This window comes from Vibrio sp. Vb0888, assembly GCF_033338835.1.
GTDB lineage: Bacteria > Pseudomonadota > Gammaproteobacteria > Enterobacterales > Vibrionaceae > Vibrio > Vibrio alginolyticus.
The window spans coordinates 52490-76013 of the sequence record NZ_JAWOTL010000009.1; the positions used below are offsets into that span (position 1 = coordinate 52490).

Here is a 23524-nt window from a genome sequence, read left to right on the forward strand (position 1 = left end):
AAGGCCTCCGCAGGAGGCCTTTTTTCGTTTAGGCCCTTTGAATCTGCTTTGCTTTCACGCTAACTCGATAAATATTGTCGTTTTAGAGCGAGTTCTTGTTGTCTAATTGCTTAGAATTGTGGATCATTAGGAACAATGTACTCTGTGAAACCATACTTGGATACAGGGTTCCGTTTTCTCTGACAATACTAATATTTTTGAGGTGCTATAGATGAGTGAAGCTGATGCTCGTCCATCAAACTTTATTCGCCAGATCATTGATAAAGATCTAGCGGATGGTAAACACACTAGCGTGCATACTCGATTCCCGCCGGAGCCAAATGGCTACCTGCATATCGGTCATGCTAAGTCTATCTGTTTGAACTTCGGTATTGCTCAGGACTACCAGGGTCAATGTAATCTGCGTTTCGACGATACAAACCCTGAAAAAGAAGACATCGAATACGTTGAGTCTATCAAGAAAGATGTAAACTGGTTGGGCTTTGAGTGGAGTGGTGAAGTATGTTACTCATCAAACTACTTCGATAAGCTTTACGAATATGCAATTGAATTGATTAACAAAGGCTTAGCGTATGTAGATGAGCTAAGTCCAGAGCAAATTCGTGAATACCGCGGCACACTAAAGGCGCCAGGTAAACCAAGTCCATACCGTGACCGTTCTGTTGAAGAGAACTTGGCGTTGTTTGAAAAAATGCGCGCTGGTGAATTTGAAGAAGGTAAAGCGTGTCTTCGTGCTAAAATCGACATGGGTTCTTCATTCATGGTCATGCGCGATCCAGTTTTATACCGTGTGCGTTTTGCTACGCACCACCAAACTGGTGATAAGTGGTGCATTTACCCAATGTACGACTTTACGCACTGTATTTCTGATGCATTAGAAGGCATTACGCACTCTATTTGTACGCTTGAATTCATGGATAACCGTCGTCTGTACGATTGGGTTCTAGACAACATCACGATCGAAAGCCGTCCACATCAATACGAGTTCAGTCGTTTAAACCTTGAATACACAGTGATGTCTAAGCGTAAGCTTAACCAGCTAGTTACTGAAAAACTGGTTAATGGTTGGGATGATCCACGTATGCCGACTGTCTCAGGTCTGCGTCGTCGTGGCTTCACACCTGCATCTATTCGTGAGTTTTGTAAGCGTATTGGTGTAACGAAGCAAGAAAATATGATCGAGTTTAGTTCATTAGAATCTTGTATTCGTGATGACCTAAACGAGAACGCTCCGCGTGCAATGGCTGTACTGGATCCTGTTAAAGTTGTTATCGAAAACTTTGAAGCAGGCGCAGTAGAAAACTTGACAGTTGCCAACCACCCAAATAAACCTGAAATGGGCGTGCGTGAAGTGCCATTCACGCGTGAATTGTGGATTGAGCGTGAAGACTTCCGTGAAGAAGCGAACAAAAAGTACAAGCGTTTAGTGCTAGGTAAAGAAGTTCGTTTACGTGGTGCTTACGTGATCAAAGCTGAGCGCGTTGAAAAAGATGCCGAAGGCAACATCACAACGATCTTCTGTTCTTACGATGCAGATACGCTAGGTAAAAACCCAGCAGATGGTCGTAAAGTGAAAGGCGTTATTCATTGGGTGTCAGCTGATAAAGCTCTTCCAGCGGAAATTCGTCTGTACGATCGTTTATTTACGGTGCCAAACCCAGGCGCAGCGGAAGATTTTGCTTCTACTATCAACCCTGAATCATTAGTTGTGATCAATGGCTTTGTCGAGCCTAGCCTAGCTTCTGCAGAAGCAGAAAAAGGTTACCAGTTTGAACGTATGGGTTACTTCTGTGCAGACTCGAAAGACTCTTCAGCAGATAATCTAGTATTCAACCGCACGGTCGGTCTACGTGATACCTGGGCAAAAATTGAGAATCAATAATCTCGATTAATGCTGAGAATGATGAAAAAATGCCAGCAAACGCTGGCATTTTTTATACCTACTCCCACAGAGCGCTATATAGATGTGCAAGACTGTGGAGAAAAAGATGGGCGTTTAGTAGCTTTTGTTCTGTAACCAAAGTGCTGACGTCTAAGGTACTTACTTCTAGAAACAAAAAACGCCAGCATGTGCTGGCGTTTACTTTTTAAATTAACAAACCCTTATTTTTTCGGTTTGTGTGCATCTGGATTGTCTTTACAACCACCATCGCTACACTTGCCGTACAAGTATAAGCTGTGGTTTGTTAGTGTGACATTGTACTTAGCTGCAATCTCTTTTTGACGTTCTTCAATAAGATCGTCAGAAAATTCAATTACCTCACCACAGTCTAGGCACACTAGGTGGTCGTGGTGATGTTGAGTCGATAATTCGAAGACTGACTTTCCACCTTCAAAGTGGTGACGAGTTACAATACCAGCATCGTCGAACTGGTTTAGAACTCGGTAAACAGTTGCTAGGCCAATTTCTTCACCTAGATCAATCAACTTTTTGTACAAATCTTCAGCACTGATGTGCTGGCAGTCTGGCTGCTGAAGTACTTCTAGAATTTTTAGCCTCGGAAGGGTTACTTTTAAACCCGCATCCTTCAGCGCCTGATTATTATCTGACATATACTTTCCCGTTGGATCATCTGCAGCGATTTAACAGAATTCAATCTTCCTACCATTATAGGATAAGCGTTCGGAACATTAAACCACGAACTTCAAAGGGTTAATAGAATCTTTTTGTAAATTAGAAACAGGTCCATTATATTACAGCTCTGACCAGTTACAATTGTGTAACATTAAGCTTGGAGAGGGCAGGGATAGCGATGAATAGGCGACTAGCGAAGATATACAAACCAGGAATTGTAAAGTTCGCACTCAATATTTGGCCTCCTTTTTGGGGGGCGGGTATTAAAATCTTACATATTTCTCAAGACTTCCGTACTGTAAAGGTACGTTTAAAGCTTCGCTGGTGGAATAAAAATGCCAATCGCACCCAATATGGCGGCAGTATTTTCTCTTTAACTGATCCTATTTACTCGTTGATGCTGATGGGGATTCTACGAGAGGAATATTATGTGTGGGATAAAGAGGCAAGCATTAACTTTATTAAGCCGGGGCAAAGTGATTTGTTTGCAGAATTTGAGGTCACTGAAGGGATGCTGGAAAACATTTATCAAATGACACGGAATGGAGAAAAGTGCTTTCCTGAGTTTATTACTCATGTAAAAGATAAACAGGGGAATGTGGTTTCAGAGGTTCAACGCAAGCTTTATGTAAGAAAGAAACCTCAGTATCGCGAAGAGGAAGTACTTACCGATGCTGTGTGACAATACATACAAAAAGACCTCCAAGTGGAGGTCTTTGCATCATTCAATTTGATTAGCCTTCTAGCTCAGCTAAACACATCTCTTCATAGATCTGTTTAACCCAGCTTTCAACACGCTCGTCAGTCAATTCTGGTTGGCGGTCTTCATCAATACATAGACCTACGAATTGGCTTTCGTCACCTTCAACAAGTGCTTTAGACGCTTCAAATTCGTAGCCTTCTGTCGAGGTATGGCCAAGAATTGTGCCGCCTTTAGATTCAACGATATCACGGACTGTGCCCATCGCGTCACAGAAGTATTCTGCGTAGTCTTCTTGGTCGCCACAGCCAAAGATAGCCACTAGCTTAGTAGAGAAGTCGATTTGCTCAAGTTCAGGGAAGAAGTCATCCCAATCACATTGTGCTTCGCCGTAGTACCAAGTTGGGATACCTAGAAGAAGAAGATCGAAGTTATCAATGTCTTCTTTGCTGCTTTTCGCGATGTCTTGAACGTGAACTAGATGTTTACCTAGTTGCTTTTGAATCATCTTTGCAACGGCTTCAGTATTACCTGTGTCGCTACCGAAGAAGATACCTACACTTGCCATAGAGTCTATACCTTTACATTGTTTGTTATTGGCGATGCTACTAAGGGTTTAACCTAACCCTGAGCCTTCCCAAGTTAGCTGAATTACACCTTTTGCAATAAAGCCAGCACAGCCTAGGAAAAGGACTAACCACACAATACGACGACCAAAAACAGGTACATTGCCTTGCTTTAGCACATCTTTTATCGCCATCCCGATGAAAAAAAAGATAGCAGCAAAAAGAAGATCGAGCCCAATAGACTCGAGCATATCCATATAGTCGTAAAGCATTTTAGCCCTTCATGCCGAAAAATCTTGGGCGCACTATACCACTGTTAAACGGTAAAGTTAATGCACTACAAGAAGGGTTATTTCAATAATCTAGTGTTGCTTTTCGAATTTGTTAACTGGAAATGTATTTTCGAATGACTCTCATTACTTCTGTCGGTTTCTCGGCGTGTAACCAGTGACCAGTGCCAGCGATAATGTGTGCTTTAGCATGGTTAAATTGTCGCTTCACTGCCGGCTGATGTTCTGGCATTAAGTAGTCAGAGTCGCCGCCTTTGATAAATAAAGTTGGGATATCTGTTGGTGTGATTTCTTGCCAGCCAATAATTTGGTCATAATTCTCAAAAAGGCTCGGTACGTTAAACCGCCAATCCATCTTATCGCCATTTTTGTACAGTGATTTAGAGAGAAATTGTCTTACACCATCGAGTTCAATATGTTGAGCTAGGATATCCATGGCTTGCTGTCGATTTGCTGGTTTTTCATTAATAACAGCATGTAAGCCGTTAAAAACATTATCGTGACGGTTCGTAGTGTAGGCTACAGGCGCCATGTCGAGAACGACTAACTGCTTGACTACATTTGGAGCAATGTCCACAAGAGCCATCGCGACTTTTCCGCCCATGGAGTGACCAATAACAATAGATGGCTCAACGTTTAAGTGCTGAAGGAGCTGAGCCACATCTTTTGCCATATCGGTATAGTTATGGACTTCGGAGTGGAAAGAGAGGCCGTGATTTCTCAGATCAATACTGATCACCGTGTGATCTTTAATAAGATCGCGGGCGAGTAGACCCAGATTACTTAAACTACCAAACAATCCGTGAATCAAAACAACTGTTTGGCCTTGGCCTTCCTGCTTATAGTTGAGTAATGCTGACATTTTATCTTATTCGTGATGGGTTTAACGTGGAGTATCCGCGTGGATCTCGTTATAATCCCCCAGAGTTTAAACATTGAGAATGTGAAAAGCGAATGAAAACAATTGAGGTTGATGAGGATCTATACCGTTATATAGCTAGTCAAACTAAGCATATCGGTGAAAGCGCCTCGGATATTTTGCGACGCCTTTTAAACCTTGATGGTCAGTTGCAGGAAGCTAAAGCCGCGCCTGTAGTAGAGAAGCCACAAGGGATTGTAGTAAGTAAAGATGCGGGTAAAACGGAATCTGTTGATGTAGTGAAAGAAATGCGTTCGCTGCTTATTTCTGATGAGTTTGCCGGTCTAAAAAAAGCGATTGATCGCTTTATGTTGGTATTATCGACCTTACATAAATTGAATCCAGAAGGTTTCGCCCAGGCTACGAATGTAAAAGGACGCAAACGCGTGTACTTTGCAGATAATGAAGAAACCTTGCTAGCAAACGGTAATACGACCAAGCCAAAAGCCATTCCTGGCACACCGTTTTGGGTTATCACGAATAACAATACAAGTCGTAAAAGACAGATGGTTGAACAAGTGATGGCACACATGGGGTTCCAACCTGACTTAATAGAAAAAGTAACAGGTTCAATCTAAGAAACCTGATAGAAGCCTCATAATGCGTCGCAGTGAGCGGATATTATGAGGCTTTTTTAATTTTATTTGTATTGAAAGAAAGGATGTCAAACATGGCTATGCACCCTCGTGCTGGGCAAAAAGCGCAGCAGGAAGATCTTCACAATATCCCAGCACTCGTTGCTAACTACTTCTTACTTCAACCAGACGCGGCAAACGCAGAACACAAAGTTCAATTTGGTACTTCTGGCCACCGCGGTACTGCAGACAAGCACACTTTTAACGAAAACCACATTTTAGCGATCGCTCAAGCGGTAGCAGAAGTTCGTGCTGAGCAAGGCACAACTGGCCCGTTGTTTGTGGGTAAAGACACGCATGCGCTATCTGAGCCTGCTTTTTCAAGTGTGATTGAAGTATTGATTGCAAATGGTGTGAAAGTGATTGTCCAGCAAGACAACGGTTACACGCCAACACCGGGTATTTCACACGCGATTCTGACTTACAACATCAAACACGATGAAAAAGCAGACGGTATCGTTATTACCCCATCACATAACCCACCACAAGACGGCGGAATCAAATACAATCCGACACATGGTGGTCCTGCAGAAGCTGAGTTGACTCAAGCTATCGAAGATCGTGCGAACGAATTGATTGCTGAAGGTTTACAAGGTGTTAAACGCCTACCACTAGCAGAAGCAAAAGCATCGGATCTGTTTGTAGAGATGGACTTGGTGAAGCCATACATTGATGACCTGGTGAACGTTATCGATATGGAAGCAATCCAAAAAGCGAACCTGAAGATTGGTGTAGATCCATTGGGTGGCAGCGGTATCGATTACTGGCGTCAAATTGGTCAGGCATACAACCTAGACCTAACGCTAGTAAGTGAATCGATCGATCCTTCTTTCCAATTCATGTCGCTAGATAAAGACGGCGTTGTGCGTATGGACTGTTCTTCTCCTTACGCAATGGCGGGTCTATTGGCACTGAAAGACGAATACGATTTAGCATTTGGTAACGATCCTGACTACGACCGTCACGGTATCGTTACGCCAAAAGGTTTGATGAACCCGAACCACTTCTTAGCCGTTTGTATTGACTACTTGTACCGTCATCGTGACGCGTGGGGTAAAGACGTCGCTGTTGGTAAAACACTAGTTTCAAGTGCGCTGATTGATCGTGTTGTTGCGGATCTAGGTCGTGAGCTATGTGAAGTGCCTGTTGGTTTCAAATGGTTTGTAGACGGTCTGTACACTGGTAAGTTTGGTTTCGGCGGCGAAGAAAGTGCTGGTGCGTCTTTCCTTCGTAAAGATGGCACGCCTTGGTCAACAGACAAAGATGGCATCTTGCTATGCCTTCTAGCAGCAGAGATCACTGCGGTAACGGGTAAGAACCCTCAAGATTACTATGAAGAGCTAGCGGCGAAGCACGGTGAGTCGAAGTACAACCGTATTCAAGCTGTAGCAAATGGCCCACAAAAAGACGTATTGAAGAAGTTGTCACCAGAAATGGTTGCGGCTGAAACTCTAGCAGGTGATGCTATCACTGCTCGTCTAACGCATGCACCAGGCAATGGTGCTGCGATTGGCGGCCTTAAAGTAACGACAGCTAACGGTTGGTTCGCTGCTCGTCCATCAGGCACAGAGGACATCTACAAGATTTACTGTGAAAGCTTCAAAGGTGAAGAACATCTGAAACAAATCGAAGCTGAAGCACAAGAGATCGTTAATCAAGTGTTTGCAGCCGCTGGTTTGTAAAACATCCAATGGTCAATGTATCTAGCAAAGGGTTGATGTGAAAACATCAACCCTTTCATGTTTAAGTGCCCCGAACCGCTTTATCTCCGGGCCATGAATCTGGTACCACAAACCAGAATTGACCGTCCTCCGTTTGTGCATGTACAAATCGGTCTGAAGGCTTTTCAATGGGTCGAGATAAATCGTCCATACCAATCGCCCAGCATGGTTTGTGTAAATGATAAAGTGGCTTACCGATTAACTCCCATTGGCTCTGGTAGCACCAGTAACCACTAATCTGACTTGGGTTTAGTTCATAACCCAAGCACTCGCTAGGAGTTGGCTCTGGAGTAAACGGATTAATATAGAGTCGTCCTTGCATCAATAGATGCTCTTGTGGGGCGTCGTTTAACGGAATTATTTTTTGAAATTCCGGGCGATCGCTCATTTTCAATTGATGAGTAAGCATTCTATTCAGTTTTGTATGCAGCTGGTCGTGAGCATTCGGACCATACCAAACGCCGTTATAAAGAAGATAAAACTTAATCGCCACTTCCCAGTGTTCTATTTGATTTGATTCTGTATTCCGCAACACCAAATCTATAGCACCAATGGTCTTACCTTCGATGTCGTTTAACTGAACCTCTTCAGCGATAACCTGATATCGTTCTGAACTAGAGAGAACTGCAGTGCATAAGTGCTGATATAAAAAGCCCAATCTTGGATTACCATTGTATTGCTCAGTGTTCTTTAAAGGCGTTACCGTAAGATCCTCTAAGGTTGCAAACGGAGGGCGTAACTTGAAAAGAGGAGGTGAAGTGGCGATCCATTGGTAAAAGCGTTGCAGTTGGTTCATCCGTATCCCTAAATGTATGGTGAGGCGACAAGCTTTGTTATTGTAACTAAATTTGCTTTTGAGGGTAGGGTGGCTAGCATCGATATTAGGGTTCGAGATACACTTTAAATACCTAAATGATATCAAGGTGCCAGATGTCAAAACGTTGTTGTATCAACTAGGTTGCACACTCTCGGTCTGATTTCATCGAGAGGTTATTTAGGTTTACATGCGCTAGAAATTGGAAGTAATAATGAATAACTTAAAGCTAGAACAGATTCTTAATGACAAACTGTCACCGCAGTTAATTAAAGATTACGCACCAAACGGGTTACAGGTAGAAGGGACGCCAGCCGTAAAGCGTATTATCACTGGCGTAACCGCCTCTCAAGCCTTAATCGATAAAGCGATTGAGCTTAATGCAGACGCATTGCTTGTTCATCATGGCTATTTTTGGAAAGGTGAGCCTGAGCCAATTCGTGGCATGAAAGGTAAACGAATTCGTAGCCTGATCAAAAATGATATCAACTTATATGGTTATCACCTTCCTCTAGATATTCATCCAGAGCTAGGCAACAACGCTGAATTAGCTCGCTTACTTGAAATCGAAGTAGAAGGTGGGCTTGAAGGGCACCCTCAGTCAGTTGCTATGTTTGGGCGCTTGAAAAAGCCGATGTCTGGTGTTGAATTTGCGAGTAAGATCAACCAAGTTCTTGAAAGAGAGCCTCTGCATATCGCTCCAGAGAATACTGATAAGATGATTGAGACAGTCGGCTGGTGTACTGGTGGAGGGCAGGATTTCATTGAACTTGCTGTACAGCACGGGCTGGATGCATTTATCTCTGGAGAAATTTCAGAGCGCACCACTTATACTGCTCGTGAAATGGACATTCATTACTTTGCTGCAGGTCATCATGCTACTGAGCGTTATGGTGTTCAGGCCTTAGGCAAATGGCTAGCGGATGAATATGGCCTACATGTGGAGTTTATCGATATTGATAATCCGGTTTAGCGTTCTCCATTAATAACGTTAAACGCAAAAAAGAAAAAAGGGTTGAGACGAAAATCTCAACCCTTTTGTTTGTCTATCTTCGTACTAAAAGATCATTCACGTTCGTGAAGTGGAGAAAACTCACGTTGTGTTTCGCCAGTGTATAGCTGACGAGGACGACCGATGCGGTTCAGTGGATCGCTGTGCATTTCGTTCCAGTGAGCAATCCAGCCGATGGTACGAGAAATCGCGAAGATAACCGTAAACATAGAAACTGGAATACCAATCGCTTTAAGAATGATACCTGAGTAGAAGTCTACGTTCGGGTACAGCTTCTTAGACACGAAGTACTCATCAGAAAGTGCAATGCGCTCAAGTTCCATTGCAACGTCTAGCAGAGGGTCTTGAATGTTTAGCTCTTTGAGAACTTCATGACACGTTTCGCGCATTACTGTCGCACGTGGGTCGTAGTTCTTGTAAACGCGGTGACCAAAGCCCATTAAGCGGAATGGGTCATCTTTGTCTTTCGCGCGGTCTACATATTCAGGGATGTTATCGACGCTGCCAATCTCTTCTAGCATTCTCAAGCAGGCTTCGTTTGCGCCACCGTGAGCAGGCCCCCAAAGGGATGCAATACCAGCGGCAATACATGCAAATGGGTTCGCACCAGAAGAGCCAGCTAGGCGAACAGTTGATGTCGACGCATTCTGTTCGTGATCCGCGTGTAGAGTGAAAATCTTATCCATCGCACGGGCAACCACAGGATTTACTTCATACTCTTCGCAAGGGTTTGCGAACATCATATGCAAGAAGTTCTCTGCGTAGCTAAGGTCGTTACGAGGGTAAATAAATGGCTGACCGATAGAGTATTTGTAACACATCGCCGCCAGTGTTGGCATTTTTGACAGCAGACGGTACGCTGCAATTTCGCGGTGTTCGTCGTTGTTAATGTCAAGAGAGTCGTGATAGAAGGCTGCAAGTGCTCCAACTACACCACACATTACCGCCATTGGATGAGCATCGCGTCGGAAGCCATGGAAAAAGCTTGCGATTTGCTCGTGTACCATTGTGTGACGAGTAACGGTCGTTTTGAATTGCTCGTATTGTTCTCGGGTAGGGGCTTCACCATAAAGAAGGATGTAACATACTTCTAAGTAATCTGCGTTATTGGCTAATTGATCAATCGGGAAACCGCGGTGCAAAAGAATACCTTTGCCGCCATCGATGTACGTGATTGATGATTCACAAGATGCAGTGGCAAGAAAACCTGGGTCAAAAGTAAAGTAACCATTGGCTCCCAGCTTACGAACGTCAATTACAGGTGTACCTAGCGTACCGTCCATAATTGGCAGTTCGATTGGCGCTTGACCTTCAACATGAAGGGTCGCTTTCTTATCCGCCATAACAATCTCCTTTGTTTATTATTTAATCCGTCCAGGATGTTTATGTGCCATTTTTGTACTGTTGTTAAAGCTTAAAGTCAATTTTTCTCCATCTTTGTGTGCACTTGTTATGATTTTTCTCATGAAAATCGTTAAAAATCTGTTCTATGTAGCATAATTTGTTACACCAATTGTATTAGAATGTTGCTCGCCGTATATTGGCAAAGAAAATTTTAGTTAAATCCTTATAAATTCGGGGCTAGAAACAAAGAGTGAGGTTTGTTGCTGGATTCCGTTTGTTAACAACTTGTTTACAATTATCTGAGTGGTTACTCGCGATATTTGTTAAATAGATGTTAACTTTTGTACGTTTGGAAGCTGAAATTGGTTATAACAATAAATGCTCAATGGAGCTGAGTGAGCAAGCCCGTGAAAGAAAGAAAGTCAAGACCTGTTAATTTAGATTTACAGACCATCCACTTTCCTATCACAGCAATCGCATCCATCCTACACCGTGTGTCTGGGGTAATTACGTTTGTTGCGGTGGGTATATTACTGTGGTTACTATCCATTTCTCTGTCATCCCCAATGGGTTTTATGGAAGCCGCTGACATCGTCGATAGCTTCTTCGTAAAATTCATCCTGTGGGGAATTCTTACTGCACTTGCCTACCACATCGCAGGTGGTATCCGTCACTTATTGATGGATCTAGGTCACTTTGAAGAACTAGATTCAGGCACGATGAGCGCTAAAGTCGCGTTTGGTGCAACAGCAGTATTATCATTATTGGCGGGGATCTTGGTATGGTAAAACACGTATCTTCATTTGGTCGTAATGGTGTACACGATTTCCTACTAATTCGTGCAACTGCAATCATTATGACGCTATACACGATTTATCTGATTAGCTTCTGTGCATTTTCAGATATCTCTTACGCATCTTGGACCCAATTCTTTGGTGGTACCTTCACTAAAGTATTCACCATGTTGGCACTTGTCTCGATCCTGATTCACGCTTGGGTTGGTTTGTGGCAAGTATTAACTGATTACATTAAGTGCGCGAAACTACGTGGCGCACTACAACTTGGTGTTATTGCCGTGCTATTCGGCTATGTCTTCTCTGGTCTATTTATTCTGTGGGGTGCGTAAGTGTCTATTCCAGTTCGTGAGTTTGATGCCGTAGTAATCGGCGCTGGTGGTGCAGGTATGCGCGCTGCACTACAAATTTCAGAGCAAGGCCTATCATGTGCTTTGTTGTCAAAAGTATTTCCAACACGTTCTCATACTGTGTCTGCACAGGGCGGCATTACCGTTGCTCTGGGTAACTCGCACAAAGACGATTGGCAATGGCACATGTACGATACCGTTAAAGGTTCCGACTACATCGGTGACCAGAACGCGATTGAATACATGTGTAAAAATGGTCCTGAGTCAGTTATCGAGCTTGAAAAAATGGGTCTTCCATTCTCTCGTTTTGATAACGGTACCATATACCAACGTCCATTCGGTGGCCAATCTAAAGAGTTTGGTGGTGAGCAGGCTGCTCGTACAGCCGCTGCTGCAGACCGTACTGGTCACGCACTTCTTCACACGCTTTACCAGCAAAACGTAAAACACAAAACAACCATCTTCTCGGAGTGGTACGCTTTGGATCTTGTGAAAAACCAAGACGGCGCAATCATGGGTTGTACTGCGATTTGTATGGAAACGGGTGAAATCTGTTACTTCAAATCGAAAGCAACCATTCTAGCTACAGGTGGTGCAGGTCGTATTTACGCATCGACCACTAACGCGCACATCAACACGGGTGATGGCGTTGGTATGGCACTTCGCGCAGGCGTTCCAATGCAAGACATGGAAATGTGGCAGTTCCACCCAACAGGTATTGCTGGCGCGGGTGTTCTAGTGACGGAAGGTTGTCGTGGTGAAGGTGGTTACCTTCTAAATAAAGATGGTGAACGCTTCATGGAGCGCTACGCACCAAACGCGAAAGACCTTGCTGGTCGTGACGTGGTTGCTCGTTCAATGATGATTGAAATTCGTGAAGGCCGCGGCTGTGATGGTCCTTGGGGTCCACATATCAAGTTGAAACTTGATCACCTTGGTAAAGAAGTACTTGAATCACGTCTACCAGGTATCTGTGAACTGTCTCGTACATTTGCACACGTTGACCCAGTGAAAGAGCCAATTCCAGTAATTCCAACTTGTCACTACATGATGGGTGGTGTACCTACTCAAGTCTCTGGCCAAGCAATTAAGCAGAAGGCCGACGGTAGCGAGATGGAAGTACAAGGCCTTTACGCATGTGGTGAGATTGCTTCTGTATCGGTACACGGTGCTAACCGTCTGGGCGGCAACTCATTACTAGACTTGGTCGTATTTGGTCGTGCTACTGGCTTGCACCTTGGCGAAACGCTAGCAGCGCAAGCAGAAGCTCGTCCTGCAACAGAATCTGATATTGAAGCGTCTCTAGCGCGTACTATGCGTTGGGAAAACAGCACTGGTGGTGAAGATCCAGTTCAGATTCGTAAAGACCTACAAGCATGCATGCAAAACAGCTTCTCGGTATTCCGTGAAGGCGATGCGATGGCAACCGGTCTAGAAGAGTTGAAAGTGATTCGCGAACGTTTGAAAGATGCGCATCTAGCGGACAAGTCTTCAGAGTTCAACACGCAGCGTATTGAGTGTCTAGAACTTGATAACCTGATGGAAACCGCGTTTTCAACTGCCGTTGCAGCAAACTACCGTACAGAGAGTCGTGGCGCACATGCTCGTTTCGATTTCCCTGAGCGTGATGATGAGAACTGGCTATGCCACTCTATCTACAATCCGGAAACAGAAGCGATGACTAAGCGTGATGTGAACATGACGCCAACGCATCGTGAAGCTTTCCCGCCGAAAGTACGTACATACTAAAGGGAGGATACGACTATGAAATTAAACTTCTCTTTATACCGTTACAATCCGGATGTGGATACCAAGCCTTACATGAAAGAGTATACCCTTGAGGTAGACGAAGGCTCAGACATGATGGTGCTTGATGCATTGATTCTGCTAAAAGAGCAAGATCCAAGCATCGCGTTCCGTCGCTCATGCCGTGAAGGGGTATGTGGTTCTGATGGTTTGAATATGAATGGTAAAAACGGCCTAGCGTGTATCACACCGTTATCTGCTCTACAAGGCGATAAGATAGTTATTCGTCCACTACCAGGGTTACCTGTCGTGCGCGATCTTATCGTTGACATGACGCAGTTCTATGATAACTATGCGAAAGTTAAACCATTCTTGATTGATGATGGTGCATTACCACCATCACGTGAGAACCTACAATCGCCTGATGATCGTGCGCATTTAGATGGATTGTACGAATGTATCATGTGTGCATGTTGTACAACGTCTTGCCCATCATTCTGGTGGAACCCTGATAAATTCATCGGCCCAGCTGGTCTTCTCGCAGCGTACCGTTGGCTAATTGATAGCCGCGATACGGCAACAGATGAACGTTTGTCTGATCTTGATGATGCATTTAGCGTTTTTCGTTGCCATGGCATCATGAATTGTGTAAGTGTTTGTCCTAAGGGATTAAATCCGACGAAAGCCATCGGTCACATTAAGTCGATGTTGGTTAATCGTTCGGTTTAATTTACTCGCTCTTAGGAATGTCGCAGTGTTGCGGATCACCCGATATGACCGCTTCACTGCTTCAGTAATATTCGAGTAAAGAATACAAAAATTGCCGACCGTATTTTTAGTCGGCTCTTATAGCTCGGCAAAGACCGAAGCAAACGTGAAAACTACTGGTTAAGGGAAAATATGCACAACGGCGTGATGAAGGCATGGCTCGAGTCTTCACACTTGGCTGGCGCCAATGCAACGTATGTAGAGGACCTCTACGAACTGTATCTAAGTGATCCCGATCTGGTAAGTGAGGAGTGGAAACGTGTTTTTGAAGGCTTGCCTAAGCCATCAGAAGAAGTGGCAGAACAACCACATTCACGTGTCCGTGACTACTTCCGACGACTCGCTAGAGAAACAAAGCATTACAATGTCCAAGTTAGTGACCCAGATGTCGATGCAAAACAAGTAAAAGTTCTACAGCTAATCAACGCATACCGTTTCCGCGGGCATGAAGCTGCAGAATTAGACCCACTAGGTCTATGGCAACGCCCAACAGTGGCGGAGTTAGACCCTGCTTTTCATAATCTTACCGAAGATGACTTCGAAGAAACTTTCAACGTAGGTTCTTTTGCTGTTGGGCAAGAAACCATGAAGTTGAAAGATATCTATGAAGCCCTCAACAAAACTTATTGCGGTTCCATCGGTGCTGAATACATGCACATGACTGACACAGAGCAAAAGCGTTGGATTCAGCAACGCCTTGAGTCTGTCGTAGGCCAGCCATCATTCAACAAAGATGAGAAGCGCACATTCCTAGAAGAGCTAACAGCCGCTGAAGGTTTGGAGCGTTACCTCGGGGCGAAATTCCCAGGTGCAAAACGTTTCTCTTTAGAAGGTGGTGATGCGCTGATTCCGATGACGAAAGAGTTGATCCGTCATGCGGGTACAAGTGGAATGCGTGAAGTGGTTATCGGTATGGCTCACCGCGGTCGTTTGAACATGCTGGTGAACGTACTTGGTAAGAAACCTCAAGACCTGTTTGATGAGTTCGCCGGTAAACACGACGAAACTTGGGGTACGGGTGATGTGAAATATCACCAAGGTTTCTCTGCTGATTTTGCGACTCCTGGCGGTGATGTTCACTTAGCACTTGCATTTAACCCGTCGCACCTAGAAATCGTAAACCCAGTAGTCATGGGCTCAGTTCGAGCACGTCAAGATCGCTTGGGTGATAATCAAGGTAGCAAAGTGCTTCCTATCACCATCCACGGTGATTCTGCAATCGCTGGTCAGGGTGTGGTTGCCGAAACGTTCAACATGTCTCTTGCTCGTGGGTTCCAAGTTGGTGGTACGGTACGTATCGTCATCAACAACCAAGTAGGCTTTACGACGTCTAATCCTCGTGACACGCGTTCTACGATGTACTGTACCGATATCGCGAAGATGGTGCAGGCGCCAATTTTCCATGTAAATGCAGATGACCCAGAAGCAGTTGCTTTTGTTACTCGCATTGCATTGGATTACCGTAACGAGTTCAAGCGCGATGTCGTGATCGATCTTGTATGTTACCGTCGCCACGGCCACAATGAGGCGGATGAGCCAAATGCGACTCAGCCTTTGATGTACCAGAAAATCAAAAAGCATCCTACACCACGCAAATTGTATGCAGATGTTCTGATCGACAAAAATGAGTCAGATATCGAGACGGCGACTCAGTTAGTCAATGAGTATCGCGATGCATTAGATCGCGGTGAAGTGGTTGTTAAAGAATGGCGTCCAATGGCGTTGCACTCTGTAGACTGGTCCCCTTACTTAGGGCACGAATGGGATATGGAGTGGGATTCAAAATACGACAAGACACGCCTTATTGAGCTAGGCAATCGTCTGTGTCAGTACCCAGAAAGCCATAAACTGCAAAGCCGTGTTAATAAGCTATACAACGATCGTCTAGCAATGATGACCGGTGAAAAAGCTATTGACTGGGGTATGGCTGAAACATTGGCGTATGCTACATTGGTTGACGATGGCAAGCGTATTCGTCTTTCTGGCCAGGACTCGGGGCGTGGTACTTTCTTCCACCGTCACTCGGTTCTTCATAACCAAACCGATGCAAGCACTTACATTCCATTAGCGAATATTCATGACAACCAAGGGCCATTCCAAGTCTTTGACTCAGTATTGTCAGAAGAAGCTGTGTTGGCGTTTGAATACGGTTACGCAACAGCCGAACCAGGTGGTTTAACTATCTGGGAAGCACAGTTTGGTGATTTTGCCAACGGTGCACAAGTTGTTATCGACCAGTTTATCTCGTCAGGCGAGCAAAAGTGGGCGCGTTTGTGCGGTCTTACTATGCTTCTACCTCATGGTTATGAAGGTCAAGGTCCTGAGCACTCATCTGCACGTTTAGAGCGTTACCTTCAGCTTTGTGCTGAGCAAAATATGCAGGTTGTGGTTCCTTCAACACCGGCTCAGGTGTACCACATGATTCGTCGTCAGGTTGTACGCCCAATGCGTCGACCTCTCATTGTAATGTCGCCGAAATCTTTGCTGCGCCACCCTCTATGTACTTCAACGATTGAAGACTTGGCGGATGGTACATTCCAATCTGCAATTCCAGAAGTAGATGATTTAGAACCAAGCAAAGTGAAACGTGTCGTGTTCTGTGCTGGTAAGGTTTACTTTGACCTACTAGAGCAGCGCCGTAACAACGAGCAAGACGATGTTGCTATCGTGCGTATTGAACAGCTTTACCCATTCCCAATGGAAGAAGTACAAGCAGCAATTGCTCAATACACTAACGTTGAAGACTTCGTGTGGTGTCAGGAAGAACCTCAGAACCAAGGTGCTTGGTACTGTAGCCAACATAACTTCCGTGCCGCTATTCCTGCAGGTGCAAATCTTAAATACGCAGGTCGCCCAGCTTCTGCTTCGCCAGCAGTTGGCTACATGTCGGTGCACTTGAAACAACAAAAAGCGTTGGTTGAAGACGCTCTGAACGTGAACTCAAAAACTTCGAATTAAGAACTAGAAGTTAAAGGAAGAAACAGATATGACAATTGAAATTCTGGTTCCAGATTTACCTGAATCAGTTGCTGATGCAACCGTAGCGACATGGCACAAACAACCAGGCGACGCAGTAGAGCGTGACGAGGTTTTGGTTGACATCGAAACAGACAAAGTTGTGCTAGAAGTTCCAGCTCCGGAAGCTGGCGTTTTAGAAGCTATTGTTGAAGCAGAAGGTGCGACAGTACTTTCTAAACAAATCATTGCTAAATTGAAGCCAGGCGCAGTTGCAGGTGAACCAACTGCAGACAAAACAGAAGGTACTGAAGCATCTCCTGATAAGCGTCACAAAGCTGCGCTTAGCGAAGAAAGTAATGACGCATTAAGCCCAGCAGTGCGCCGTTTATTGGCTGAACATGGCTTAGAAGCAAGCCAAGTGAAAGGTACTGGTGTTGGTGGTCGTATTACGCGCGAAGATATTGAAGCGCATCTTGCGAACGCTAAATCTGCGTCAAAAGAAGACTCGCCAGCAGTGGTTGACGTGCCGGCAGCGGCTCGCAGTCAGAAGCGTGTTCCAATGACTCGCCTTCGTAAGACAGTCGCTAACCGTCTGCTAGAAGCGAAGAACAACACGGCAATGCTAACGACGTTTAACGAAGTGAACATGAAACCAATCATGGACCTTCGTAAGCAGTACAAAGATCAGTTCGAAGAGCGTCACGGTATTCGTTTGGGCTTCATGTCTTTTTACGTGAAAGCAGTAACAGAAGCGCTTAAGCGTTACCCAGAAGTAAATGCTTCGATTGATGGCGATGACATTGTTTACCACAACTACTTCGACATTAGCATGGCGGTATCAACGCCACGTGGTCTAGTTACACCTGTCCTAAAAGACTGTGACAAGCTTGGTTTCGCTGATGTTGAAAAAGGCATCAAAGAGCTGGCTATTAAAGGTCGTGATGGCAAGCTAACGGTAGACGAGCTAATGGGCGGTAACTTCACTATCACAAACGGTGGTGTGTTCGGTTCACTAATGTCTACACCAATCATCAACCCACCTCAATCAGCGATTCTTGGTATGCATAAGATCCAAGAGCGTCCGATGGCAGTGGATGGCAAAGTTGAAATCTTGCCGATGATGTACCTAGCGTTATCTTACGATCACCGCCTAATTGATGGTCGTGAATCAGTTGGCTTCCTAGTAACGATTAAAGAGTTACTAGAGGACCCAGCACGTCTCCTATTAGACGTTTAATATCGCTAAAACGTCTAGTTATCGTAGGTAGCTAGACGTTAAAAATTTCAATGGCTAGACTAGCTCAACGTTTGGCCTTCATTTGAATCCTTCAGTATGAGAACTCATGATGAAGGATTGATTTGAGAAGACCCTACAGACGTACAAGCAGCCAAGACTGCAGCGTTATGGAAATAATAAATCCCTTAAGGGAAAAACAAACGGAATATCGAAATGAATTTGCATGAATACCAAGCCAAACAGCTGTTTGCAGAATTCGGTTTGCCTGTGCCAGAAGGCTACGCGTGTGATACACCACAAGAAGCTTTTGAAGCCGCAGGCCGTATTAGTACAGCCAAGAAAGTAGTTAAATGTCAGGTTCACGCTGGTGGCCGTGGTAAAGCGGGTGGCGTAGAGCTACACGATACAAAAGAAGGCGTTAAAGAGTTTGCACAGAAGTGGTTAGGTAAAAACCTAGTGACTTACCAAACTGACGCTAACGGTCAGCCAGTAACAAAAATCCTTGTTGAAGAAGCTTCAAATATTGCGAACGAACTATACCTAGGTGCGGTAGTTGACCGTGCTAGCCGTAAGATCGTTTTCATGGCTTCTACCGAAGGTGGTGTGGAAATTGAAAAAGTTGCGGAAGAAACGCCGGAACTCATCCACAAAGCAGCAATTGACCCACTAGTAGGTCCACAAGCTTACCAAGGTCGTGAGCTAGCGTTCAAACTTGGTCTTGAAGGCGACCAAATCAAACAATTCGTTAAGATCTTTATGGGTCTTGGCACTATGTTTTCTCAGTACGATCTTGCTCTGCTAGAGATCAACCCACTTGTGATTACTGGTGAAGGCAACTTGCTATGTCTTGACGGTAAGATCAACATCGACTCAAACGCACTGTATCGTCAGCCTAAGCTTCGTGAAATGCACGATCCTTCACAAGAAGATGAGCGTGAAGCACACGCAGCTCAGTGGGAGCTGAACTACGTAGCACTAGACGGTAACGTTGGCTGTATGGTTAACGGTGCAGGCCTAGCAATGGGTACGATGGATATCGTAAACCTACACGGCGGCAAACCAGCTAACTTCTTAGATGTAGGTGGCGGCGCGACGAAAGAGCGTGTTGCTGAAGCATTCAAGATCATCCTATCTGATGACAATGTGAAAGCGGTACTTGTTAACATCTTCGGTGGTATTGTACGTTGTGACATGATCGCAGAAGGTATTATCGGCGCGGTTAAAGAGGTAGGCGTAAGCGTACCTGTTGTTGTTCGTCTTGAAGGCACTAACGCTGACCTAGGTCGCGAAGTTCTTGCTAATTCTGATGTTGATATCATTGCTGCTGAGTCGCTAACTGATGCTGCTCAGAAAGTTGTTGCTGCTGCGGAGGCTAAATAATGTCTGTATTAATTAACAAAGACACTAAAGTAATCTGTCAGGGGTTCACTGGTGGTCAAGGTACTTTCCACTCAGAGCAAGCTATCGCATACGGTACGCAAATGGTTGGCGGTGTGTCTCCAGGTAAAGGTGGCCAAACTCACCTAGGTCTTCCTGTATTCAACACAGTTCGTGAAGCAGTAGAAGCGACTGGCGCAACAGCGACAGTCATCTACGTACCAGCACCTTTCTGTAAAGATGCAATCCTAGAAGCGATTGACGCGGGTATCGAGCTAATCGTAACGATTACTGAAGGTATCCCTACTACAGATATGATCGACGTAAAAGTGAAGCTAGAAGAAACTGGCGTTCGCATGATTGGTCCTAACTGTCCGGGCGTTATCACTCCTGATGAGTGTAAGATCGGTATCATGCCTGGTCACATCCACAAGAAAGGCAAAGTAGGTATTGTATCTCGTAGCGGTACTCTAACTTACGAAGCAGTTAAACAAACCACTGACGAAGGTTTCGGCCAGTCTACTTGTGTTGGTATCGGTGGTGACCCAATCCCGGGTTCAAACTTCATTGATATCCTAAAACTGTTCCAAGAAGACCCTGAGACAGAAGCGATCGTTATGATCGGTGAGATCGGTGGTACTGCAGAAGAAGAAGCAGCAGCATACATTAAAGAAAATGTAACGAAGCCAGTGGTTTCTTACATTGCTGGTGTAACTGCGCCTCCTGGTAAGCGTATGGGCCATGCTGGTGCGATTATCTCTGGTGGTAAAGGTACTGCTGAAGACAAATTTGCTGCACTAGAAGCGGCTGGCGTTAAAACTGTGAAATCTCTAGCAGAGATTGGCCAAGGTCTACGTGAAGTGACGGGTTGGTAATCGACCACACTGCTTAATAAGTATTAAAAAGCCTGCGACTTCGCAGGCTTTTCTTTTTCCGTTTCCGTGGATTTATGTTTGTTGTTAGCAAGGTCTTTCGCGTTTAATACTCAATGCGATTATGCTTTGCTTTTAATCAGCTGGCTCAGCATAAATAAGGATGTTGCGCTGATCACTACGGAAGGGCCGGCCGGTGTATCGAAGTGCCATGATAGGCTAAGCCCCATCAGTACTGCCACAGAGCCAATAATGGATGCGAACAATGCCATTTGCTCTGGTGATGAAGAGACTTTACGTGCTGTTGCGGCTGGGATAATTAGGAGCGAAGTCATGATCAACGCGCCAACGAACTTCATACCTACTGCGATTACTACACCCACCATTAGCATTAACACCAATCTAACTAAGTCTGTATTCACGCCCTCAACAGCGGCAAGTTCTTCACTGACAGTGCTAGAAAGCAGTGGGCGCCAGAAGACGTACAAACACGCGCTTACCGCAACAACACCTGCGTAAATAAACATCAGATCTTGTGGAGAGACGGCAAGTAAGTCCCCAAATAGGTAGCTCATTAAATCGACGCGCACGTTTTCCAAAAAGCTAACCGATACTAAACCGATAGAGAGTGCACTGTGTGCCAAGATACCTAACAACGTGTCTGTAGCCACAAGTTGTTGCTTTTGCAGAGTGACAAGCAAAACGGCCAGAGCTAAACAGCAGACGAGTAGCGCAAGGTAGAGATTTACGTTGAGCAAGAAGCCCAGCGCTAGGCCCATTAACGATGCATGAGCTAGGGTATCTCCGAAGTAAGCCATTTTACGCCAAACGACAAATGACCCAAGTGGACCGGCAATGATCGCGATACCAATACCAGCAAGGATAGAAGGTAGGAGAAACTCAATCATGATGGTGATGTCCGTGTTTATGGTGGGAGCATGATGTCGCATCACCGCTTACTGGCGTTCCGGATAAATCGTGATGATGGTGCTCATGGTCGTGATGATAAAACGCGAGAGACTCTCTCGCTGCATTGCCAAATAGTGCGATGTAAGAAGGGTGCTGAGTAATAGTGGCAGGTGAACCTGAGCAGCAAACATGGTGATGCAGACAAATAACATCGTCCGTTTTCGCCATCACTAAATGTAAGTCATGCGACACCATAAATACGCCACAATCAAAGCGATGACGAATGCTCTCAATTAAGTCATAGAGATCGATTTGACCTTGGATATCCACACCCTGAGCTGGTTCGTCTAATACCAACAGCTGAGGACGCTGAAGCAGAGCGCGCGCCAGTAACACTCGTTGGTTTTCACCACCGGATAAGCGATGCATATTACTATTAAGTAAATGTTCAGCGCCAACAAGCCTTAATGCATCAATGCACTCCTGCTTACTGTATTTTCCTGCTAAATTTAGGAAGCGGGTTACATTCAATGGAAGGGAGTCATTGAGCTTCAACTTTTGAGGAACGTAACCAATTTTCAGTTTTCTTTGTCGGTTCAACTTGCCGCTAGTCGGCTTTTGAAGACCTAAGATAACTTTGACTAACGTTGATTTTCCCGCTCCATTGGGACCAATTAGGGTAGTTATTTTGCCCTTTTCTAATTCCATACTAATGTTATCGAGAACTCTGCGGCCATCGAACTCGACGCATAACTGCTCAAGATGGACTAAGGAAGACATGAATGAAACTCATTTGCAAATCAATAATGTTATAATGTAACATTATCTCACTTTCCACGCCATATCCCAAGTAAAACTATGAAAAGAGCATTAATTCTTGCTGCCTCAGCAATGTTAACACTGCCAGCACAGGCGGTAACGGTACTGACGAGTATCAAACCTATTCAGTTGTTAGTAACAGAGCTTACTCAAGGAGTAACTTCACCAGACGTGCTATTGCAGTCTAACACATCACCCCATGACTATGCTTTGCGTCCATCGGATGTTAAAAAGGTCGCTTCGGCTGATTTGGTTATCTGGTACGGACATGATCTTGAACCGTTTCTAGAGAAAGTTGTTTCGGATAGATCGAATACTTTGACTATTAGTCAAATTCCAAATCTAGAATTGCGTGAATTTGATAGTGAGCACAACCATGACCATGATGGGCACGATCATGGCTCACATGATCCGCACTTTTGGCTAGGTGTAAGCCAAGCACAACAAGTGGCCAAGGCTGTTGTGAATCAACTTGTATCACTTGATCCGGAAAATGCAGCTCAATATCAAGCGAACCTCAAAAAGTTTGAACTCGAGCTAAAAGACACTGACCAACAGATAAAGCAGAAGCTGGCACCAGTAAAAAACAAAGGTTACTTTGTATTCCATGATGCTTACGGTTATTTCGAAGATCGTTATGAACTAAATCAAATGGGGCATTTTACTGTGAGCCCAGAACGCAAGCCAGGAGCGAAGACCTTAATTCAAATTCGTCAAAAGCTAAGTGGTGGAGATGTGGCTTGTGTATTTTCTGAACCTCAGTTTACCCCGGCTGTCGTTCAGAGCGTAATGAGAGGCAGTGATGTCGCTAAAGGCGAGCTTGACCCGTTAGGGAGTACAATTGAAGCAAAACCTGGCAGTTACTTTACTTTTCTCAACAATATGGCGAATAGTTTTGAGCAATGCTTGAACAAAAAGTCAGATTAAGTGCTGTCGTAATGTAGGAGTAGTCTTTTTAACGTGATCCAGTAGTAAGAATTACAACCTTTGGTAAGGCGAGCCTTTTCTCAGAAAGTAATTGAGATATCATTACCAATAATTATCAGCTCAAAATAACCGTATCAATCCATGTTTTACAAACGATGAACGGTCACTTTCAGAGCACAAATTGATACAAA

The 23524-nt window shown here is 44.7% G+C and carries 22 protein-coding genes; 14 read left to right on the plus strand and 8 right to left on the minus strand.

What is annotated here, in order from left to right; genetic code table 11:
* The first annotated feature begins 211 nt into the window (after nucleotides 1-211).
* Complete coding sequence (gene glnS / locus R7P72_RS14090) at nucleotides 212-1882, plus strand: glutamine--tRNA ligase (protein ID WP_005382124.1); 1671 nt, start codon at nucleotides 212-214, stop codon at nucleotides 1880-1882.
* A 221-nt stretch (nucleotides 1883-2103) separates the two neighbouring features.
* On the opposite strand, the gene fcrX is transcribed toward glnS, so the two are convergent.
* Nucleotides 2104-2553, minus strand: a complete 450-nt coding sequence (gene fcrX / locus R7P72_RS14095; protein WP_005382141.1) for a ferric iron uptake transcriptional regulator FcrX — start codon at nucleotides 2551-2553, stop codon at nucleotides 2104-2106.
* 200 nt (nucleotides 2554-2753) lie between these two features.
* On the opposite strand from fcrX, the gene R7P72_RS14100 reads away from it, so the two are divergent.
* Nucleotides 2754-3257, plus strand: coding sequence for a DUF4442 domain-containing protein (locus R7P72_RS14100; protein ID WP_005382144.1), 504 nt, complete (start codon nucleotides 2754-2756; stop codon nucleotides 3255-3257).
* Between the two features lie 52 nt (nucleotides 3258-3309).
* On the opposite strand, the gene fldA is transcribed toward R7P72_RS14100, so the two are convergent.
* From fldA to R7P72_RS14115, 3 genes are all read right to left on the minus strand, one after another.
* Nucleotides 3310-3843 (minus strand): flavodoxin FldA, encoded by a 534-nt coding sequence (gene fldA / locus R7P72_RS14105; protein ID WP_005382146.1) that lies wholly within the window; start codon nucleotides 3841-3843, stop codon nucleotides 3310-3312.
* A 48-nt stretch (nucleotides 3844-3891) separates the two neighbouring features.
* On the minus strand, nucleotides 3892-4113 hold the full coding sequence (locus R7P72_RS14110; RefSeq protein WP_005393038.1) for a DUF2788 domain-containing protein: 222 nt from the start codon (nucleotides 4111-4113) through the stop codon (nucleotides 3892-3894).
* A 112-nt stretch (nucleotides 4114-4225) separates the two neighbouring features.
* Nucleotides 4226-4993, minus strand: coding sequence for an alpha/beta fold hydrolase (locus tag R7P72_RS14115; protein WP_017819953.1), 768 nt, complete (start codon nucleotides 4991-4993; stop codon nucleotides 4226-4228).
* A 92-nt stretch (nucleotides 4994-5085) separates the two neighbouring features.
* Between R7P72_RS14115 and seqA the strand changes: the two genes are divergently transcribed.
* Entirely contained in the window at nucleotides 5086-5628 is a 543-nt protein-coding gene (seqA, locus tag R7P72_RS14120; protein WP_005382149.1) for a replication initiation negative regulator SeqA, read from the plus strand.
* A 92-nt stretch (nucleotides 5629-5720) separates the two neighbouring features.
* Entirely contained in the window at nucleotides 5721-7367 is a 1647-nt protein-coding gene (gene pgm, locus R7P72_RS14125) for a phosphoglucomutase (alpha-D-glucose-1,6-bisphosphate-dependent) (RefSeq protein ID WP_025766986.1), read from the plus strand.
* 61 nt (nucleotides 7368-7428) lie between these two features.
* On the opposite strand, the gene R7P72_RS14130 is transcribed toward pgm, so the two are convergent.
* Nucleotides 7429-8202, minus strand: coding sequence for a DUF1853 family protein (locus tag R7P72_RS14130; protein ID WP_025766985.1), 774 nt, complete (start codon nucleotides 8200-8202; stop codon nucleotides 7429-7431).
* Between the two features lie 232 nt (nucleotides 8203-8434).
* On the opposite strand from R7P72_RS14130, the gene R7P72_RS14135 reads away from it, so the two are divergent.
* The gene (locus R7P72_RS14135; RefSeq protein ID WP_025766984.1) at nucleotides 8435-9193 is read left to right on the plus strand and encodes a Nif3-like dinuclear metal center hexameric protein; all 759 of its coding nucleotides are present in this window, start codon (nucleotides 8435-8437) and stop codon (nucleotides 9191-9193) included.
* A 92-nt stretch (nucleotides 9194-9285) separates the two neighbouring features.
* Here the strand turns inward: R7P72_RS14135 and R7P72_RS14140 are convergent, their stop codons facing one another.
* A complete protein-coding gene (locus R7P72_RS14140) occupies nucleotides 9286-10575 on the minus strand; it encodes a citrate synthase (RefSeq protein WP_005382163.1) in 1290 nt (429 codons plus the stop codon).
* 396 nt (nucleotides 10576-10971) lie between these two features.
* On the opposite strand from R7P72_RS14140, the gene sdhC reads away from it, so the two are divergent.
* The 8 genes from sdhC to sucD all read left to right on the plus strand — a co-directional run bounded on the left by sdhC (nucleotide 10972) and on the right by sucD (nucleotide 20681).
* Entirely contained in the window at nucleotides 10972-11364 is a 393-nt protein-coding gene (gene sdhC, locus R7P72_RS14145) for a succinate dehydrogenase cytochrome b556 subunit (RefSeq protein WP_017634811.1), read from the plus strand.
* Nucleotides 11358-11702 carry a succinate dehydrogenase, hydrophobic membrane anchor protein gene (gene sdhD / locus R7P72_RS14150; RefSeq protein WP_005382169.1) on the plus strand — a complete coding sequence of 115 codons (345 nt, stop codon included), beginning with the start codon at nucleotides 11358-11360 and terminating at the stop codon, nucleotides 11700-11702. Before sdhC ends, sdhD begins: the two co-directional genes overlap by 7 nt.
* Nucleotides 11703-13469: a succinate dehydrogenase flavoprotein subunit gene (gene sdhA / locus R7P72_RS14155; RefSeq protein ID WP_005382172.1), complete on the plus strand. Its 1767-nt coding sequence runs from the start codon at nucleotides 11703-11705 to the stop codon at nucleotides 13467-13469.
* Between the two features lie 15 nt (nucleotides 13470-13484).
* Nucleotides 13485-14195 (plus strand): succinate dehydrogenase iron-sulfur subunit, encoded by a 711-nt coding sequence (locus R7P72_RS14160; protein WP_005382174.1) that lies wholly within the window; start codon nucleotides 13485-13487, stop codon nucleotides 14193-14195.
* Between the two features lie 171 nt (nucleotides 14196-14366).
* Nucleotides 14367-17192: a 2-oxoglutarate dehydrogenase E1 component gene (sucA, locus tag R7P72_RS14165; RefSeq protein WP_005382176.1), complete on the plus strand. Its 2826-nt coding sequence runs from the start codon at nucleotides 14367-14369 to the stop codon at nucleotides 17190-17192.
* 28 nt (nucleotides 17193-17220) lie between these two features.
* Nucleotides 17221-18429 carry a 2-oxoglutarate dehydrogenase complex dihydrolipoyllysine-residue succinyltransferase gene (gene odhB / locus R7P72_RS14170; RefSeq protein ID WP_005382177.1) on the plus strand — a complete coding sequence of 403 codons (1209 nt, stop codon included), beginning with the start codon at nucleotides 17221-17223 and terminating at the stop codon, nucleotides 18427-18429.
* Nucleotides 18430-18642: 213 nt separating this feature from the next.
* Entirely contained in the window at nucleotides 18643-19809 is a 1167-nt protein-coding gene (gene sucC, locus R7P72_RS14175; protein ID WP_005382179.1) for an ADP-forming succinate--CoA ligase subunit beta, read from the plus strand.
* Nucleotides 19809-20681: a succinate--CoA ligase subunit alpha gene (sucD, locus tag R7P72_RS14180; protein ID WP_005382181.1), complete on the plus strand. Its 873-nt coding sequence runs from the start codon at nucleotides 19809-19811 to the stop codon at nucleotides 20679-20681. The genes sucC and sucD overlap by 1 nt, the downstream gene beginning before the upstream one ends.
* A 119-nt stretch (nucleotides 20682-20800) precedes the next feature.
* Here sucD and znuB read toward each other — a convergent pair whose 3' ends face one another.
* Entirely contained in the window at nucleotides 20801-21586 is a 786-nt protein-coding gene (gene znuB, locus R7P72_RS14185) for a zinc ABC transporter permease subunit ZnuB (RefSeq protein WP_005382183.1), read from the minus strand.
* Nucleotides 21579-22367, minus strand: a complete 789-nt coding sequence (gene znuC / locus R7P72_RS14190; protein ID WP_005382185.1) for a zinc ABC transporter ATP-binding protein ZnuC — start codon at nucleotides 22365-22367, stop codon at nucleotides 21579-21581. The genes znuB and znuC overlap by 8 nt, the downstream gene beginning before the upstream one ends.
* Before the next feature lie 78 nt (nucleotides 22368-22445).
* Here znuC and znuA point away from each other — a divergent pair, with 78 nt between their 5' ends.
* A complete protein-coding gene (gene znuA / locus R7P72_RS14195) occupies nucleotides 22446-23333 on the plus strand; it encodes a zinc ABC transporter substrate-binding protein ZnuA (protein WP_033906913.1) in 888 nt (295 codons plus the stop codon).
* The last annotated feature ends 191 nt before the right edge of the window (nucleotides 23334-23524 follow it).